General features: G+C 73.7%; 14 protein-coding genes. 9 read left to right on the top strand and 5 right to left on the bottom strand.

The window, feature by feature from the left end; all coding sequences use genetic code 11:
* Nucleotides 1–3: 3 nt before the first annotated feature.
* The 4 genes from ABT123_RS15100 to ABT123_RS15085 all read right to left on the bottom strand — a co-directional run bounded on the left by ABT123_RS15100 (nt 4) and on the right by ABT123_RS15085 (nt 4,909).
* Nucleotides 4–1,701 carry a flavin monoamine oxidase family protein gene (locus tag ABT123_RS15100; RefSeq protein ID WP_351313447.1) on the bottom strand — a complete coding sequence of 566 codons (1,698 nt, stop codon included), beginning with the start codon at nt 1,699–1,701 and terminating at the stop codon, nt 4–6.
* A gap of 59 nt (nt 1,702–1,760) precedes the next feature.
* Entirely contained in the window at nt 1,761–2,567 is an 807-nt protein-coding gene (locus tag ABT123_RS15095) for a carbon-nitrogen hydrolase family protein (protein WP_351313445.1), read from the bottom strand.
* Between the two features lie 409 nt (nt 2,568–2,976).
* Nucleotides 2,977–3,432 carry an Lrp/AsnC family transcriptional regulator gene (locus ABT123_RS15090; RefSeq protein ID WP_030027017.1) on the bottom strand — a complete coding sequence of 152 codons (456 nt, stop codon included), beginning with the start codon at nt 3,430–3,432 and terminating at the stop codon, nt 2,977–2,979.
* A gap of 10 nt (nt 3,433–3,442) precedes the next feature.
* Nucleotides 3,443–4,909: an amino acid transporter gene (locus ABT123_RS15085; RefSeq protein WP_351313443.1), complete on the bottom strand. Its 1,467-nt coding sequence runs from the start codon at nt 4,907–4,909 to the stop codon at nt 3,443–3,445.
* Between the two features lie 321 nt (nt 4,910–5,230).
* Here ABT123_RS15085 and ABT123_RS15080 point away from each other — a divergent pair, with 321 nt between their 5' ends.
* From ABT123_RS15080 to ABT123_RS15040, 9 genes are all read left to right on the top strand, one after another.
* Complete coding sequence (locus tag ABT123_RS15080) at nt 5,231–6,352, top strand: LLM class flavin-dependent oxidoreductase (protein ID WP_351313441.1); 1,122 nt, start codon at nt 5,231–5,233, stop codon at nt 6,350–6,352.
* Nucleotides 6,353–6,396: 44 nt separating this feature from the next.
* Nucleotides 6,397–7,197, top strand: a complete 801-nt coding sequence (locus ABT123_RS15075) for an SDR family NAD(P)-dependent oxidoreductase (RefSeq protein WP_351313440.1) — start codon at nt 6,397–6,399, stop codon at nt 7,195–7,197.
* On the top strand, nt 7,194–8,216 hold the full coding sequence (locus tag ABT123_RS15070) for a GDSL-type esterase/lipase family protein (protein WP_351313438.1): 1,023 nt from the start codon (nt 7,194–7,196) through the stop codon (nt 8,214–8,216). The genes ABT123_RS15075 and ABT123_RS15070 overlap by 4 nt, the downstream gene beginning before the upstream one ends.
* A 114-nt stretch (nt 8,217–8,330) precedes the next feature.
* A complete protein-coding gene (locus ABT123_RS15065; protein WP_502970960.1) occupies nt 8,331–9,263 on the top strand; it encodes an SCO0930 family lipoprotein in 933 nt (310 codons plus the stop codon).
* Between the two features lie 91 nt (nt 9,264–9,354).
* The gene (locus ABT123_RS15060) at nt 9,355–10,185 is read left to right on the top strand and encodes a LytR/AlgR family response regulator transcription factor (RefSeq protein ID WP_351313434.1); all 831 of its coding nucleotides are present in this window, start codon (nt 9,355–9,357) and stop codon (nt 10,183–10,185) included.
* Between the two features lie 158 nt (nt 10,186–10,343).
* Nucleotides 10,344–10,619, top strand: a complete 276-nt coding sequence (locus ABT123_RS15055) for a hypothetical protein (RefSeq protein WP_351313432.1) — start codon at nt 10,344–10,346, stop codon at nt 10,617–10,619.
* 405 nt (nt 10,620–11,024) lie between these two features.
* Nucleotides 11,025–12,821, top strand: coding sequence for a sodium/solute symporter (locus ABT123_RS15050; protein ID WP_351313430.1), 1,797 nt, complete (start codon nt 11,025–11,027; stop codon nt 12,819–12,821).
* Nucleotides 12,818–14,026, top strand: coding sequence for a sensor histidine kinase (locus tag ABT123_RS15045; protein WP_351313428.1), 1,209 nt, complete (start codon nt 12,818–12,820; stop codon nt 14,024–14,026). The genes ABT123_RS15050 and ABT123_RS15045 overlap by 4 nt, the downstream gene beginning before the upstream one ends.
* A 104-nt stretch (nt 14,027–14,130) precedes the next feature.
* Entirely contained in the window at nt 14,131–16,992 is a 2,862-nt protein-coding gene (locus ABT123_RS15040; RefSeq protein WP_351313426.1) for an ATP-binding protein, read from the top strand.
* Here ABT123_RS15040 and ABT123_RS15035 read toward each other — a convergent pair.
* Nucleotides 16,956–17,504 (bottom strand): sigma-70 family RNA polymerase sigma factor, encoded by a 549-nt coding sequence (locus ABT123_RS15035; RefSeq protein WP_351313424.1) that lies wholly within the window; start codon nt 17,502–17,504, stop codon nt 16,956–16,958. The two genes, ABT123_RS15040 and ABT123_RS15035, sit on opposite strands and share 37 nt — an antisense overlap.
* Between the last annotated feature and the right edge of the window lie 121 nt (nt 17,505–17,625).

Genomic DNA, 17,625 nt, shown 5'->3' with positions numbered 1-17,625 from the left:
GGATCAGTCCTCGGGGAGTTCCACCGGGGCGATCTCGTCGTAGACGTCGCCCGGGCCCGGGTTGGTGGCGTCCGTGGAGCCGCCCAGGTGGTGCATGACACCCCAGACGGCGTTGAGGGCGGTCTGGACCGCACCCTCGGCCCAGCCGGCCGTCCAGGAGATGTCGTCGCCGGCCAGGAAGATGCCGCGCTTGTCCTCGGGCAGCCGGTCCTGCATGAAGTGGGTGAACAGGCGCCGCTGGTAGCGGTAGTGGCCGGGCAGGTTGGCCTTGAACGCGCCCATGAAGTAGGGCTCGTTCTCCCAGGACACGGTGACCGGGTTGCCGATGATGTGCCGGCGGATGTCGACCTTGGGGTAGATCTCGCCGAGGGACTTCAGCATGACCTCCATCCGCTCGTTCGCGGACAGCGGCAGCCACTTCAGGCTGTCGTCGCACCAGGTGTACGACAGGCAGATGACGGCCGGCTGGTCGGGGCCGTTGTCCAGCAGGTAGGTGCCGCGGGTCATCCGGTCGGTCAGCGTCATCGACATGACGTCGCGCCCGGTCTCCTCGTCCTTGTCCAGCCAGAACGGCCGGTCGACGGGGATGAAGAGCTTGGAGCTCTCCATGTAGTGGGTGCGCTCGATCGCCGTCCAGTGGTCGATCGGGAAGAGCGTGTCATCGCACTCGATCTTCGACAGCAGCATCCAGGACTGGGCGGTGAAGATCGCGGCCCGGTAGGTGCGGATGTCGCCGGAGGCGTCCGTGACGGTGATCCGGTTGCCGGCGGTGCGGTGCAGGCGGGTCACGGCGGGGCGCGGGGTGCCCTCGTGCAGGGTGGCCAGCGAGGTGCCCTGGGCCCAGTGGATGATCTTCTCGGGCTCGCGCTCCCACAGGCGCATCGGCAGCTGCTGCGAGCCGCCGACGATGCCGCGGTGGTGGTCGTCGGCCTCGGTGTAGACGACCCGGAGGATCTCCAGGATGGAGTTCGGGAAGTCGGTGTCCCAGCCGCCGGTGCCGAAGCCGACCTGGCCGAAGATCTCGCGGTGGCGGAAGGACTTGAAGGCCTCGGACTTGCAGAGGAAGCCGTAGAAGGTCTCGTCGTCGAGCTTCTCGACGAGCTTCGCCCAGATCTCGCGGATGCGCGGGACGTCCCGCTCGCGCATCGCGGTGTTCATGTCGGAGAAGTCGGCGCCCTCGTCCAGGCAGGCGTTCCACGCCGCGGACACGTCGCGGTAGACCTGCGGGAGGTCGGCGATGGTCTCGGCGTAGTGGCTCTCGCCCTTGAGGTCGACCACGGTCGAGGGGGTGGCCTCGGCCAGCGGGTTCGGGAAGGGCTCGGTCTTCAGGCCGACCAGGTCGATGTAGTGCTGGAACGCGGTGGAGGACGGCGGGAAGCGCATGGCGCCCATCTCCGCGGTCAGGCCCTCGGTGCCGGCGCCCTCGAAGCCGACGGTGCGCAGCCGGCCGCCGATCTGGTCGGCCTCGTAGACGACGGGCTTGAGGCCCATCTTCATCAGCTCGTAGGCCGAGATGATGCCGGACAGTCCGCCGCCGATGACGGCGACCTCGGTGCCGTGCTCGGTCGCGGGTATCTGGCCCAGGCCTGCCGGGTGGGCGAGGAAGTCGTCATAGGCGTACGGGAAGTCCGGGCCGAACATGGTGATCGGCGGCTGTCCGTCGCTGTGCGGGACGGCGGTGGTGGGCACCGTGGACGTCATGGGGGACGACTCCTTGCGGGCAGGGCTCAGGGGTGGAGCAGGAGGGCGGGGGGGGTGGGTCAGATGAGGGAGGCGTAGAGCCCGGCGCGGCGGTCGCGGAGGTACGGGTTGGTCTCGCGCGAGGCGCGCAGCAGCTCGGGGTCGGCCTCGCCGAACACCATTTCCTCGCCGCGGCCGGCGCGGGTGCGGGTGGTGCCGTCGGGGCTGGCCAGGCAGCTGAGGCCGACGAACTCGAATTCGCCCTCGGGGCCGGTGCGGTTGACGTACGCGATGTACATCTGGTTCTCGAAGGCCCGGACGGGGACGAGCTGCTCGGCGACGAACTGGAACGGGTGCATCTGGGCGGTCGGCACGAGGAGGAGGTCGGTGCCGGCGAGCGCGTGGGCGCGGACGTTCTCGGGGAACTCCACGTCGTAGCAGATCATGATGCCGATGCGGAGGCCGTTCAGGTCGGCCTGGACGACGGGGGTGTCGCCGGGGGTGAAGGCGTCCCGCTCGAACCCGCCGAAGAGGTGGGTCTTGCGGTAGTTCGCGAGCGGGGTGCCGTCGGGGCCGATGAGCTGGGCGGAGTTGTAGACCGTGCCGGTGTCGGCGTCGCGCTCGGGGTAGCCGTAGAGGACGGCGAGGCCGTTGCGGCGGGCGATCTCGCCGATCGTCCGGGCGGACATGCCGTCCGCCTGCTCGGCGAGGCGGGCGACGTCCTCGATCTCCAGCGCGTAGCCGGTGAGGAACATCTCCGGCGCCACGAGGAGCCCGGCACCCGCCTGTGCGGCGCGCGCGGCGGCCTCGTCGAGGACCTTCAGGTTCTCGGCGACGTCGCCGAGCCGTCCGGAGCTCTGGAGGAGGGCGGTGCGCAGCGGGGGCATGGGCGGACCTCTGTGGCAGATGGGGTGGAATGCGGTCCTATAGACGGTACGTTTGGCGCCTCGACGCAACAAGGCGCCATTGTTGCGCGCAGCGGACCGATTCGTTGCGCGTTCCACCGCGATAGCGGCGATTCGTTGTGCCCCCGGGCTCCGCCCCAGCCGCCCGGGCCAGGTTTGCGCCTGCGGCGCAGCCGGCTTGTTCCGGGGCTCCGCCCGGCCTGTCCGAGGCTGCGCCCCAGCCGCTATGCGGGCCGCTCAAGCCGGGTTCGCGCCTTCGGCGCGCAGGGAGGGTGCCCGGGGCGGGGCTGCGCCCCAGCCCCACGCGCGCCGCGCGGACCGGGTTCGCGGCTTCGGCGCAGCCGGGCTGCCGGGGCCCGGGCTTCGCCCCGCCCGCACGCGCGCCGCAGGCCTACGCCGGGGCGCCCGAGGTGAAGCGGCGGAGGAGGGGGGAGAGGACCAGGACCGACTTCGTGCGTTCCACGAAGGGTTCGCCTGCGATGCGTTCCAGGACCCGCTCGAAGTGACGCATGTCGCTCGCGAAGATCTGGACGAGGGCGTCCGCGTCGCCGGTCACGGTCGACGCGGACACCACCTCCGGGTACCGCTCCAGGCCTCGCCGGATGTCGTCCGGCGAGGTGTTGTGGCGGCAGTAGATCTCGATGAAGCCCTCGGTTTCCCAGCCCATGGCCGCCGGGTCCACCCGGACCGTGAAGCCCGTGATGGCGCCTTCGGCGCGGAGCCGGTCCACCCGTCGCTTGACCGCGGGAGCGGACAGGCCGACCTCGGAGCCGATGTCCGCATAGGAGCGGCGGGCGTCCTCGGCGAGGGCGTGCACGATGCGTTCGTCGAGATCGTTCAGTCGCACGGGGGGTGAATCACTTCTCTGTCGGTACCTCGGCCGCGGCCACCGCCAGGGTGGAGCGACGCATTCCGTAGAAGAAGTAGATCACGAGTCCGACCAGCATCCAGACACCGAACGCGACCCAGGTCGCCACCGGCAGGCTGTACATCATGTAGCCGCAGGCGATGAAGCCGAGGATCGGGGTGACCGGGAACAGGGCCACCTTGAAGGTGCGCGGCATGTCCGGCTTGGTGCGGCGGAGGATGATCACGGCCACGTTGACCAGGGCGAAGGCGAAGAGCGTGCCGATGCTGGTGGCGTTCGCCAGCTCGCCCAGCGGAATGAAGGCGGCCAGGGCGCCGCAGAAGACCGAGACGATGAGTACGTTGACGCGGGGGGTGCCGGTCTTGGGGTCGATCTTGGCGAACGCCTTGGGGACCAGGCCGTCGCGGGACATCGCGAAGAGGATGCGGGTCTGGCCGTAGAGGACGGCGAAGACGACGGAGGCGATGGCGACGACGGCGCCGGCGGCCAGGACGACGCCCCAGAAGGTGCCGCCCGTGACGTCGGTCATGATCTGGGCGAGCGCGGCCTCGGTGCCCTCGAAGTCCTGCCACGGCATGGCGCCGACGGCGACGAAGGCGACGAGGCAGTACAGGACGGTGACGATGCCCAGCGAGAGCATGATCGCCCGCGGCAGGTCCTTCTTCGGGTTCTTGGCTTCCTCACCGGCGGTGGAGGCGGCGTCGAAGCCGATGTAGGAGAAGAAGAGGGTGGAGGCGGCGGCGCTGATGCCGGTGATGCCGAGCGGGGCGAGCGGGGCGTAGTTGCCGGCCTTGATGCCCATGACGCCGATGCCGATGAAGAGCAGCAGCGTGACGATCTTGATGACGACCATGATCGTGTTGACGCGGGCGCTCTCCTTGGCGCCGCGCATCAGGAAGACCATGGCGAGCAGGACCACGACCAGCGACGGCAGGTTGATCCAGCCGCCGTCGCCCAGCGGGGCGGCGGAGAGCTTCTCGGGGATGGTGAAGCCGAGGGTCCCGTCGAGGAGCTCGTTGAGGTACTGGCCCCAGCCGACGGCCACGGCCGAGACGGACACCGCGTACTCCAGGACCAGGCACCAGCCGCAGATCCAGGCGATGAGCTCGCCCATGGTCGCGTACGAGTACGAGTACGAGGAGCCGGAGACCGGCACCGAGCCGGCCAGCTCTGCGTAGGAGAGGGCCGAGAAGAGCGCGGTCAGGCCCGCGATGATGAAGGAGATCGTGACGGCCGGGCCGGCCTTGGGGGCCGCCTCGCCGAGGACGACAAAGATGCCGGTGCCCAGGGTGGCACCGATGCTGATCATCGTCAGCTGCCACATGGTGAGCGAACGCCGCAGCGCACCGCCCTCGCCCTGGCCGGCCTCGTTGACGAGACGCTCTACGGGCTTGCGGCGAAGCAGCGGGTTGGCGGGCCGCGAGGTGAGCGGCGGCGCCTGGCCGTGGTCCAGCACGAAGGACTCCTTCTGACACTGCGGATCGGGGGGTAAGGCGTCGACCGCAGCGATCCGAGCAGGAGCACGACCTCGACAAGCCTGTCGGGCCTGAGCAGGGGGGACCGCCGGGGAGGCGGTCACGCCACTCCACGTACAGCGAGTGAGCCTAGGGGCTGGGGGTTCCCGCCCGTAATGCACCATCCTTGCACGTTCGCGCACGATCGTTGCACGGATCTGTCCGTGATGGCCGTTTGTTGCGCGCGGACGATCGATCGCTGCGCAGTCACTCTCGGCTACCTTTCTTGACACTTCGTCAGATCTGTCGCAGCGTGCCGTCCCATGGACCTGGACGTGCTCTACGAGATCGACGTGCCGAGGCCCTGGCCGGGGGCCCATCCGCACGGTCAGCGGACCGCCGAGCAGCGCGCCTACCGGGAAGCGGTCGAGCAAATCCGGCTGGCCGACCGGATGGGGTTCCGGACGGTCTGGGCGGTCGAGCACCACTTCCGCGAGGGCCGCTCGCACTGTCCGGCCCCCGAGGTGCTGCTCGGCCACCTGGCCGGGCTGACGGAACAGATCCGGCTCGGCTTCGGGGTGACGCTGACCCCCTTCGGTTTCACCCCGCCGCAGCGCATCGCCGAGAAGGTGGCCACCGTGGACGTGCTGTCCGGCGGCCGGGTGGAATGGGGCACCGGCCGGTCCACCCCCATGGAGCAGGCGGCCTTCGGGGTGGACCGGGAACGATCACGGGAGGACTGGCGGGAGGCCATCGGGATCGTCACCGGCATGTGGCGGGAGGAGTACTTCGAGTACGCCTCCGAGCGGTTCCGCTTCCCGCGCCGGATGGTCACCCCCAAACCCGTGCAGGACCCCCACCCGCCCGCCTGGATGGCGGCCACCTCCCCCGGCTCCGCCGAGGTGGCCGGGGCCGCCGGGCTCGGACTGCTCTCCTTCTCGATCATGCAGCCGCTGGAGGCGATGGCCCGGCAGGTGGCCGCCTACCGGGCCGCCGCCCGGGATCCGCAGCCGCTGACCGACGTCACCACCGACCGGGTCAGCGCCTACACCCTGGTGCACGCCACCCCGCCGGGCACCACGCCCGGCGCCCGGGTGTGGGACTCGGTCGCCTGGTGGTACTCCCACCTGGCGCGGTTCACCCTGGAGTGGGAGCTGCCGCACCTGGCCCCCGAGGAGCGGGAGCAGGCCTTCCCGCTGCTCGCCCCGATCCTCGAAGGCTCCGTCCCGGTACGGGAGTTCAGCGACGGGGACATGATCCTGATCGGGGATGCACAGACCGTCGTCCGCAAGGCCAAGCGGTACGCGGACCTCGGCGTGGACCAGCTGATCTGCTACGTCCAGTGGGGCTTCCTGGAGCACCGGGAGATCCTGCGCACCCTCGAGATCCTCGGGAAGGAAGTCATCCCCGAGCTCGCCCGGTACCAGCCCCGGAGCGCCGGTTGACGCAGCCACGGCCACTGCCACCGTCCCTGCCCGACACCTCGCCCGTGCCCGACTACGCCGCCCTGCACCGCCTCGACGGCCGCGGCTTCGTGCTGCTCGGAGCGGGCAACGGGATCGGCCGGCAGACCGCCCACGCGCTGGCCGCGGCCGGGGCCCGGGTGCTGTGCGTGGACGTGGACGAGGAGCGGGCCCGGGCCGTGGCCACCGAGGTCGCCGGGATTCCGTTTCCCGCCGACGTCACCGTGCGGGAGAGCGTACGGGAGCTCTTCGCGCGGGCGCCGGAGCTGCTCGGCGGGGCGGGCGGGGCCGGTGGGGTCGGCGGGGTGGTCGACATCGTGGGCATGGCCCGCTATGCCGGGCTCGCCGAGCTCGACGACGCCGGCTGGGACTGGCATTTCGACCTGGTGCTGCGGCACGCCTGGCTGGCCGTGCAGTACGGGGGTGCGGCGCTCGCCGCGGCCGGTGGCGGGCCGCTGGTGTTCGTGGCCTCGGTGTCCGGGCTGACGGCCGCCCCGCAGCACGCCGCGTACGGGGCGGCCAAGGCGGGTCTGGTCTCGCTGGTGCGCTCGGCCGCGGTGGAACTGGGCCCGCGCGGGGTACGGGTGAACGCGGTGGCGCCGGGTGTGGTGTGGACCCCGCGGGTCGCCGCCCTGCTGGGTGCCAAAGGGCGGCGGCGCAACGCGGAGAACGCCCCGCTCGGCCGGGTCGCGGAGACCTCGGACATCGCCGCTGCACTGGCTTTCCTGGCCTCGCCCGCGTCCTCGTACATCACCGGGCAGACTCTGGTGGTGGACGGCGGGGTCGGTGTGAAGTTCCCCTATCCGACGATCGGAGGCGAAGCGTGAGCGCTGACGGTGGTGCCGAGCGGTGGCTGGATCCGGGGCCGTTCCTGCGCGGGGTGGCCTGGCTGGACCGGGAGCGGCCGGTCCGCGCCGACCCGGCGGACACCATGCGGCTGCCCTGGGACACCGGGGAGCGGGCGACCCTGCCGATCGGGGTGCGGCTGGAGTTCGCCGTCGATCCGGCCCGGCCCGCGCGGGCGGTGGAGATCCGCTACCGGGCCGCCGTACCCGGACCCACCGACGCGCTGCGGGACCTCGCCCACGGGTTCGCGCTGTGGAACCGGGAGGGGCTGCTCGCCGAGCTGTTCACCGAGCCGGCTGCCGAGGCCGTGATCCGCGTCGAACTCCCGCCGGGCCGCGGCCCGTACACCGTGCACCCACCGGAAGCCCAGTCCCCCACCCTGCTCGCGCTGCGCGGGATCGGCGGCCCGCTCGCCCCGGCGCCCGCCACCCCGCGCTGGGTGGTGCACGGCGATTCCATCACCGAGGGCTGGTGGTCGACCCGGCCCGCGCACGGCTGGCCGGCGGTGGCCGGGCGGGCCCTGGGCTGGGACACCGTCAACCTCGGCTATGCGGGCGCCGCCCGCGGCGAACTCGCCACCGCCGAACAGCTCGCGGGGCTGCCGGCCGACGCCCTCACCCTGGCCTTCGGCACCAACTGCTGGTCCCGGGTGCCGTATTCGGTGCCGCTGATGTACGAAACCACCCGTGCGTTCCTCGAACTGGTCCGGCAGGGCCACCCCCGGACCCCGCTGCTGCTGCTCTCGCCCGTGCTGCGGCCCGATGCCGAACGCACCCCGAACCGGCTGGGCGCCACCCTCGGGGCCCTGCGGGACGCGATGGAGCGGGCGGTGGCCGACCGGATCGCGGGCGGCGACGAACGCCTCGCGCTGCTGCCCGGCCGGGACGTGCTGGGGCCCGAGCACCTCGCGGACGGACTGCACCCGAACGACAGCGGTCATACGCTTCTCGGTCTGACTGTGGTCACGGCGCTGCGCCGGGCCGGGTTCACCGGGAGGTGAGTGAGTCTCCCCACAACAGCCGCATTGAACAGATCCGGTCCGGCGCGGCGTGTCTCCCACACAGTTGCCCGCCCACCGCGGCGGCGACACGGATCACACGTGGGAGAGATCAACATGGGCAAGATGCGCGGAACTTCCCTCGCGGCCGTCGCGATCGTCGTCGCCCTCACGGCGACGGCGTGCGGCGGTAGGGAGGACAAGGCCGGTGACGCGGTCAAGGTGGCCGGAGCCGGGACCGCGGCCTCCTCCCCGGCACCCGCGGCGCCCGCGGCCGACGCGGGCTACCCGGCCAAGGCGGCCGGCGAGCTCAAGATCGCGCAGAACGAGGCGCTCGGCGCGGTACTGACCGACAGCGCCGGGTTCACGCTGTACCGGTTCGACCCCGACACCGCGAAGCCCTCGAAGGCCACCTGCGACGGCGACTGTGCCAAGGCCTGGCCCCCGGTCCCGGCGGGCGAGGTGACCCCGGCGGCGGGCCAGGACCCGGCGCTGCTGGGCGAGGTGGTCCGTACGGACGGCACCAAGCAGCTGACGGTGGGCGGCTGGCCGGCGTACCGGTTCGCGAAGGACACCGCGCCCGGCGAGACCAAGGGGCAGGGCGTCGGCGGCACCTGGTTCGCCCTCGCGGCCGACGGCAAGAAGGCCGCGAAGGCGGCGGCCGGGGCCGGCGGGGAGGCGGCGACCGGGCAGCCCGGGCTCTCGGTGCGCAAGGACCCCAAGCTCGGTGAGCACATCGTGGACAAGAACGGGATGACGGTCTACCGGTTCAAGCCGGACACCGCCTGGCCGATGGTCTCCAAGTGCGTCGGCGACTGCCTGACCAAGTGGCCGGTCGTCGCCCCGGTGAACAAGGCCGACACCAAGGGCATCACCTCGCGGAACTACCTGGTCCTGGACCGCCCGGACGGCAAGAAGCAGCAGACGGTCGACTGCTGGCCGATCTACACCTTCGCCAATGACAAGAAGCCCGGTGACACCAACGGGCAGGGTGTCGGCGGCACCTGGTACGCGGTGTCCCCCGACGGCAAGCTCATCACCGTCAAGTAGCCACGGGCGCAGGCCCTTCCAGGCGCGGCCCCCGGCCTCCCCCCGGCCGGGGGCCGCGCGCATCCCCAAGACACCCTCTACACTCCGGGCCATGCTGCGCGTACTGGCCGTGGACGACGAGAAGCCGCTTCTGGAGGAGCTCCTCTACCTGCTGCGCTCCGATCCGCGGGTGCACAGTGCGGAGGGCGCCTCGGACGCCACCGAGGCGTTGCGCCGGATCACCCGGGCGCTGGAGGGCGGGCCCGAGGGGGCCGACGGCATCGACGTGGTCTTCCTGGACATCCACATGGCGGGGCTGACCGGGCTGGACATCGCCCGGCTGCTGGCCGGGTTCGCCCGGCCGCCGCTGATCGTGTTCGTCACCGCCCACGAGGGGTTCGCGGTGCAGGCCTTCGACCTGAAGGCGGTGGACTACGTCCTGAAGCCGGTCCGGCCGGAGCGGCTGGCCGAGGCGGTACGCCGGGTCTGTGCGCAGCTCGGCCGGGCTCAGGAGGCGGCGGAGAGCGCGGCGGACCGGGCGGACCGGGCCGTGCACTCCGTGCCGGTGCCGCGCCGGCCGGGTCCCGAGGTCACGATCGCGGACCGCACCCCGGACCAGATCGCGGTCGAACTGGGCGGGGTGACCCGGTTCGTGGCGATCGCGGACATCGCGTACGTCGAGGCCCAGGGCGACTACGCCCGGCTGTACACCGACGAGGGCAGCCATCTGGTGCGGATCCCGCTGTCCACGCTGGAGGAGCGGTGGGCGCCCCGGGGGTTCGTCCGGATCCACCGGCGGCATCTGGTGGCGCTGGGGCGGATCGACGAACTCCGGCTGGACGCGGGCACCACGAGCGTCCGGGTCGGTTCGGCCGAACTGCAGGTCAGCCGGCGGCACGCCAGGGAACTGCGGGAACTGCTGATGCGGCAGGCCACCGGCTGACGGGCGGTTTGGACCGCTCGGCGCGGGCCGGGTGCCGTTCGTCGCGCCGGGCGCCGCGTACGGCGCTCCGTCGCCGCCACCGGCCGCAGCGGCCGGCCGGGCGGGCTTCGGTGCCCCGGCCCGCCCGTATCGTGGATCTTCCGGGCGGGAGGAGCGAGATGTCCGACATCCAGGCGCTGGTGGACGAGTTGGCCGGCCTTCCCCGGACCGGGCCCGCAGGACCGGAGGAGGCCGCGGCCCTCCTGGCCCGGCTGCGCAGCGCGGCCGCCCGCTGGGCCGATGTGCTGTACGAGGCCGGGCAGGCCTCCCGGCAGCATCTGCCGCCGCGCGCGGAGGCCGCCGTGATGCTCGCCTTCCGGCGGGCCGAACAGTCCTATGTGGAGCTGGAGATCGCCCTGCGCGACTCGGTGGAACACGGGGACCGCGTGCGCTAGCCCTCCGGGGGGCTTTGCGGGCGATGCGGGCCGGGCGGGTACGGGCGGCGGCCCGGCCGGGGCCGGACTGGCCCGCCCGCAGCGCAGCTAGGCCCTGTCCGGGCGATCTCCGTGGATGAGCCCGCGTCGTCTGGTGCGGTGCATCGCAAGGCGGAGCTTCGCGGCTCGTACTGGACGTACTTGCGCGATGCGACAACGCAGCGAGGTGCCGTGCCAGACGGCGCGGGCCCGCGGAGATCGCCCGGACAGGGCCTAGCCCCCGCAGGGGGCCGCCGGGCGGCCCCGCGCGGTCCCGCCGCCGGATTCGGGCGGTCGGGCTGCAGTTTCGCCAAATCTTGCCTGTTGCGGGGGCGGACGCGTGCGTAGACTCCGGTCACCCTCCCCCCTGCCGAAGGATTCCGTCCGGTGAACCAGACGTACGCGCTGACCGCGGTCACCGTCGTCGTCCTGGCCACCGTGCTGGTGGGGGCGCTCGGGCTGCGCATCTCGCGGACCACCTCCGACTTCTACGTCGCCTCCCGCACGGTGGGTCCCCGGCTCAACGCCGCGGCGATCGGCGGGGAGTACCTGTCCGCCGCCTCCTTCCTCGGCATCGCCGGGCTGGTGATGCTCCAGGGGCCGGAGCTCCTCTGGTACCCGGTGGGGTACACCGCCGGGTACCTGGTGCTGCTGGTGCTGGTGGCGGCGCCGCTGCGGCGCTCGGGGGCGTACACGCTGCCCGATTTCGCGGAGGCGCGCCTGGAGTCGCAGGCGGTCCGGCGGATCGCCGTGCTGTTCGTGCTCGGGGTGGGCTGGCTGTACCTGCTGCCCCAGTTGCAGGGGGCCGGGCTGACCCTGCAGATCCTGACGGGCGCGCCGAGCTGGGTGGGCGGAGTGGTGGTCGCGTTCGTGGTGTCGGCGGCGGTGGCGGCCGGCGGGATGCGCAGCATCACCTTCGTCCAGGCCTTCCAGTACTGGCTGAAGCTGACCGCGCTGCTGGTGCCCGCCTTCTTCCTGATCGCCGCCTGGGCCGGGGACGGCGCGCCGCGCGCCCGGTTCGACGCGGACGCGGTGTTCCGCGAGCGCACCGCCGTCACCCTCGCCGAGGACGTCCGGATGTCCCTGGAGGCACCGCTGACGCTGACCGTCAGCGGGCAGGTCGACGGGCGGGCGTACCGGGCCCAGCCGGTGACGCTGGGGGCCGGGGAGCACAAGGTGCGGGCGCAGACGCAGCTGGTGTTCCTGCCGGACACGACGGTTCCGGACACCCGGTCCGGCGCGGACGAGGAGGTCTCCGGCTGGTCGCAGCCGCTGTCCGGGGAGCAGGACGGGTACCGGCTGTACGCCACGTACGGGCTGATCCTCGCGACCTTCCTCGGCACGATGGGGCTGCCGCACGTCGCCGTCCGCTTCTACACCAGTCCGAACGGGCGGGCGGCCCGGCGCACCACCCTGGTGGTGCTGGGGCTGGTCGGTGCGTTCTATCTGCTGCCGCCGGTGTACGGGGCGCTGGGCCGGATCTACGCGCCCGAGCTGGCGCTGACCGGGACGGCGGACGCGGCGGTGCTGGTGCTGCCGGAGCGGATGCTCGGGGGGCTGCCGGGCGATCTGCTGGGGGCGCTGCTGGCGGGCGGGGCGTTCGCCGCGTTCCTGTCGACGGCCTCGGGGCTGACGATGGCGGTGGCCGGGGTGCTGCACCAGGACGTGCTGCCCTCGCGCGGGGTGGGCATGTTCCGGGTGGCGGTGCCGGTGGCGATGGCGGTGCCGTTGGCCGGGAGTTTCGCGGCGCGGGCGGTGCCGGTGGCGGATGCGGTCGGGCTGGCGTTCGCGGTGTCCGCGTCCTCGTTCTGCCCGCTGCTGGTGCTGGGCATCTGGTGGCGCGGGCTGACCCCGCCGGGGGCGGTGGCGGGTCTGCTGACCGGTGGCGGGGCGGCGTTGAGCGCGGTGCTGACGACCCGGGCCGGGCTGGCTCCGGCGGGCTGGGTGCACACGCTGCTGGCCTGGCCGGCCGTCTGGTCGGTGCCGCTGGGCTTTCTGACGATGGTCGCGGTGTCGCTGGCGACCCGCGGGCAAATCCCGCGGAACGCGGCGGCCACGGTGGCCCGGCTGCATCTGCCGGAGGACGTGGCCGGCCATCCGCCGGCGCCGGTGCCGGTTCCCGGTGCGGTGGCGGGGCCCGGTCCGGTGGCGGGGCCGGCGGCCGGAGCGGGGGGTGCGCGATGACGGCCGGTGCGGTCACCGGGCTGGCGGCGGGTGTGGTGCTGTGCGCCCTCGCCCTGGGGTTCTGGCTGGGCCGGTGGCAGACCCGGCGGGCCGGCCGAGCCGGTGGCGGCCTGGACCTGGGCACCCCGGTGGAGCGGGCCACCTTCCACACCCTGCACACGGCCTCGCTGGCCGCTCCCCCGCTGCGGGCCGGGCTGACCGAGGACGCGGCCCGCAAGGCGGCCCGGCGGCTGCGGTCGCTGCTGGGCACGGAGGCGCTCTGCCTGACCGACCGGGAGTCGGTGCTGGCCTGGGACGGGCCGGGGGCCGACCACCACCAGCGGCGGGCCATGCAGCGGGTGGGCCAGATGCTGGATTCGGGGCGCAGTGCGAGCGTACGGACCGAGTGCCAGCGGCCCGACTGCCCGCTCAAGTGGGCCGTGATCGCCCCGCTGACCGGGGAGGACGGCATGCTCGGCGCGCTGGTGGCGTACGGGTCGCGGGAGTCGGCGGTGCTGGTGCGGGCCGCGACGGAGGTGGCCCGCTGGGTGTCGGTGCAGCTGGAGCTGTCGGAACTGGACCGCTCGCGGACCCGGCTGATGGAGGCGGAGATCAAGGCGCTGCGGGCGCAGATCTCCCCGCACTTCATCTTCAACTCCCTGGCCGCCATCGCCTCGTTCGTCCGGACCGATCCGGAACGGGCCCGGGAACTGCTGCTGGAGTTCGCGGACTTCACCCGCTACTCGTTCCGGCGGCACGGGGACTTCACCACGCTCGCCGAGGAGCTGCGGTCCATCGAGCAGTATCTGGCCCTGGCCGGTGCCCGGTTCGGGGACCGGCTGAAGGTGACCCTCCAGGTGGCACCGGAGGTGCTGCCGGTGGCACTGCCGTTCCTGTGCCTGCAGCCGCTGGTGGAGAACGCGGTCAAGCACGGGGTGGAGGACTCCACCGGCACCTGCCGGATCGCCATCGTGGCCCGGGACGCGGGCTCGGAGGCGCTGCTGACGATCGAGGACAACGGGGTGGGGATGGACCCGCAGCTGCTGCGACGGATCCTGGCCGGGGAGCACAGCGGGTCCTCGTCGGGGGTCGGGCTGCCCAATGTCGACGAGCGGTTGCGGCAGGTGTACGGGGACGACCACGGGCTGGTCATCGAGACGGGGGTCGGCGCCGGCATGAAAATCACCGTGCGGATCCCCAAGTACCGGGCGGGAGTGCACTCCTAGGTCTTGGCGGGAGCGTGCATCGCTGAACCCGTGGGGCCGGCGCCGCGTGTTGTCCGAGCAAGCCGGATCAGCACCATGGGCGGGCAGCGGGAGGGGGTGCCGACGTGCGGCTCGGGCTTGAGGAACTGCCGGCCGTGGTCCTGGAGGCGGTGCGCGCGGTGGCCGCGGAGGGGACCGGGGGCTGTCTGCTGGTCGAGGGGGAGCCGGGCGCGGGACGGAGTACGCTGCTGCGCGCGCTGGCGGACCGGGCGGGCCGGGCCGGGTGCCGGGTGCGGTCCGGGGCCGCCGATCCGCCGGCGGTGCGGCTGCCGCTGCGGGCCGCGTTGGACTGCCTGTGTCCCGACGGTGCCGGCCCCGGGGCTTTTGGCCTGCGGGCCGCGGTGGGCGGGCTGCTGATGGCCGCCGACCGCCCCGAGGCAGGGCTGGCCGCCGCCCTCGACACGCTGGTCGCTGCGGTCGAGGAAGAGTGTGCCGCAGGTCCGCTGGTGCTGGTCCTGGACGATCTCCAGGACGCCGATCCGGCCAGTCTGCTGCTGTGGCAGCGGCTCGGCCGGGCCGCCGCCCGGCTGCCGCTGCTGCTTGCGGCCGGGCTGCGCAGCGGGCTGTGGCGGCCGGAGGTGGAGGGGCTGTGCACCGGGCTGGACCGGGCCGGGGCCCGGCGGGTGCCGCTGCGCCCGCTGGACGCCGGGGAGACGGCCGCCGCGATCCGGGCGCAGCTCGGGGCGGCGCCCGGCCCGCGGCTGCGCGAGCTGGCCCGCCGGGCCGGCGGGAACCCGTCCCACCTGCGGGAGTTGATCGGCCACTGGGCCGCCCTCGGGGTGCTGTCCGTAGAGACCGGAGCCGGGGCCGGTGTCGTCGAACCGGCCGTACGGGACGGCGAGCTGCCCGGTCCGCCCGCCGGGCTGGCCCGGCGGGGCCTGGCCTTCCTGTCCCCCGCCGCGTACGGACTGTTGCGCCATGCGGCGCTGCTGGGCGGGGAGTTCACCGTCCGGGAGCTGGCCTGCCTGGTGGACCGGCCGACCCGCGACCTGCTCGGCCTGCTGGAGGAGCCGCTCGCCGCCGGGCTGCTGCGCGAGGCGGGCGGCCGGCTGGAGTTCCGGCATCCGGTCGTACGGCAGGCCCTGTACGCGGATCTGCCCGGCCCGCTGCGGTCCGCGCTGCACCAGGACGGGGCGCGGGCGCTGGACGGGGCCGGGGCGCCGCCGGCCCGGACGGCCGAGCAGCTGGTGGCGGCCGGGCCGCTGGATGCGTGGGCGCTGCGCTGGCTGGCCGGGGCGGCGGGGCGGCTGATTCCCGACGCGCCCGGTCTGGCGGCCGAGCTGATCGAGCGGGCCCTCGCCCAGGACACGGCTGCGGCCGGCGTGGGGTCGGGGGCCGGGGCGGGAACGGGGGCGGAACGGCAGGCCCTGGAGGAGCATCTGGCGGACGCGGCCCTGGTGTTGCGGCGCCCGGAGTCGGTGGGCCTGCTGGCCGCGCTGTGCGAGCGGGCCGAGGACCCGGACCGGCGGGCGGCGCTGGAGTTCCGGCTGGTGTCGGCGCTGCTGGTGCAGGGGGACCCGGCGCAGGCCCTGCTGGTGGCGGAACGGGCGCTGGGGCGGGAGTTCCCCGGCCCTCTGCCGCGGGTCCGGCTGGCGGCCTGCCGGGTGCTGGCGCTGACGGAACTGGGCCGGGCCGGGGAGGCGTACCCGCAGGCCGTACGGGCGGTGGCCGACGCTGTCGCGCTGGGCGATGCACTGTGCGGTGCAGAGGCGCACCACGCGCTGTCCTTCGTCTTGTTCCGGATGGGCCGGGAGGTGGAGTCGCTGCACCACATCGCCCAGGGCATCGGCTGGGCCCGGCGCACCCCGGAGGCCAACGACCGGCGGCTGCTGCTGCTCGCCTGCCAGGCCGACGGGCACACCCGCCTCGACCAGCCGCTGATCGTGGCCAAGGCGCTGAGCGAGGCACGGGAGCTGGCGCAGCGCAGCCGGTCCACGGGCCGGCTGATGGGCACGGAGGCCCGGTTCGCCGAGTTCCACTACCGGTACGGGCGGTGGGACCAGGCGCTGGCCGCGGCGGGCCGGGCCGAGGCGCTGCGGACGTCCGACGCCTGGCTGCCGGTGGCGGTCCGCGGGCTGCGCGCACTGATCCTGGCCCACCGGGACCAGCCGGCCGCTGCCCGGCGGGAGCTGGGGCGGCTGTCGCAGCAGACCGTGGAGCTGCCGTCGGCCCGCGGGCACGCCTGCTGGGTGCTGCTGGCGCGGTCCCGGCTGGCCGAGCGGGACGGCCGGCCGGCCGAGGCGCTGGGGGCGCTGCTGCCCGCCCTGTCCGCGGCGGCTGCTGAGGCCGCGTCCGCGGACCGGCACGAGGTGCTGCCGGAGATCGTCCGGCTGGCGCTGGAGACCGGGGACACCGCGACGGCCCGGCGGGCGGTGGTGGCGTGCGAGGAGCTGGCGGCCGGGTTCCCCGCGTCTCCCGGTCCGGCGACGGCCCTGCTGCGCTGCCGGGGGCTGTTCGGGCAGGATCCGGTGCTGCTGGGCCGGGCGGTGGAACGGGCGGAGCGGGCGGCGCGCCCACTGCCGCTGGGCCGGACCCTGGAAGATCTGGCGGTGGCACTGGCCTGGCACGGCGAGCTGGTGCCCGCGCGGGCCGCGCTGGCCCGGGCCGTCGGCCGGTACGAGGCCCTGGGAGCGCCCGGGGACATCGCCCTGGCCGATGCCCGGCTGCGCCGGCTGGGGGTGCGGCGGGGCAGCCGCAGTGCCCGGCGGAACGCGGCGAACGGCTGGGAGGCGCTGACCCCGGCCGAGCTGCGGGTGGCCCTGCTGGTGGCGGAGGGGCGCTCCAACCCGGAGATCGCCGCGGAGCTGCTGCTGTCCCGCCGGACCGTGCAGACGCATGTGTCGCACATCCTGGGCAAGTTGCAGGTCCGCTCGCGCACCCAGGTGGCGGCTCAGGCGGCGAGCCGGGCGGCGGCCGGGGGGCCGTAGCCGGGCATGACCGCCTTGAGGGCGCGCAGGGCGTAGTACGTACGGGATTTGACGGTGCCCGCCGGTATGCCGAGGGTTTCGGCGGCCTCGCAGACCGAGGCGCCCCGGAAGTAGATCTGCACCAGTACGTCGCGGTGCTCGCGGCTGAGGCTGCGCAGTGCCTCGCGTACGTCGAGGGCGGCCACGGACTTGTCGGAGCCGTCCTCGTGCTGCGGGGCCTGTTCGAGCACCTCGGGTCCGACCTCGGCGGGCCGCACCAGCCGGGCGCGGCGGGCGTCGATGGCGAGGCGGCGGCCGACGGTGAACAGCCAGGGCCGCATGGATGCGTGGTCGCTCTCCAGGGCCTCCGGGTGCGTCCAGGCGCGTACCAGGGTCTCCTGCAGCAGGTCCTCGGCGCGCTGCCGGTCGCCGTAGGTGAGGCCGAGCAGGAAACCGAACAGGGCTCTGCCGTGCTCGCGCTGGAGGTGGGCGAGGGCTTGTTCGTCGGTGCGGCGCGCAAGGGTCGTGGTCACCGTGGTCGCTCCTTCGGTCTGGTACGCCCGGGTCGGCGGCGGGCGGTTGCCGATGCCCAGAGAGTGACCGAGGGAACGCTGCGAGTGATCCGCCACCTGGCGGATACCGGCCGCCATGACG

This window comes from Streptomyces sp. NPDC002054 (assembly GCF_040296685.1).
GTDB lineage: Bacteria > Actinomycetota > Actinomycetes > Streptomycetales > Streptomycetaceae > Streptomyces.
The sequence above is the reverse complement of the archived record's forward strand: the minus strand, read 5'-3'. Positions and strand labels throughout refer to the sequence as shown.

Coding starts and splice junctions, on each gene's coding strand:
- ABT123_RS15055 (WP_351313432.1), top strand. CDS start 10,344: ATGTCCGACATCCAGGCGCTGGTGGACGAGTTGGCCGGCCTTCCCCGG.
- ABT123_RS15065 (WP_502970960.1), top strand. CDS start 8,331: ATGGGCAAGATGCGCGGAACTTCCCTCGCGGCCGTCGCGATCGTCGTC.
- ABT123_RS15045 (WP_351313428.1), top strand. CDS start 12,818: ATGACGGCCGGTGCGGTCACCGGGCTGGCGGCGGGTGTGGTGCTGTGC.
- ABT123_RS15095 (WP_351313445.1), bottom strand. CDS start 2,567: ATGCCCCCGCTGCGCACCGCCCTCCTCCAGAGCTCCGGACGGCTCGGC.
- ABT123_RS15060 (WP_351313434.1), top strand. CDS start 9,355: ATGCTGCGCGTACTGGCCGTGGACGACGAGAAGCCGCTTCTGGAGGAG.
- ABT123_RS15100 (WP_351313447.1), bottom strand. CDS start 1,701: ATGACGTCCACGGTGCCCACCACCGCCGTCCCGCACAGCGACGGACAG.
- ABT123_RS15080 (WP_351313441.1), top strand. CDS start 5,231: ATGGACCTGGACGTGCTCTACGAGATCGACGTGCCGAGGCCCTGGCCG.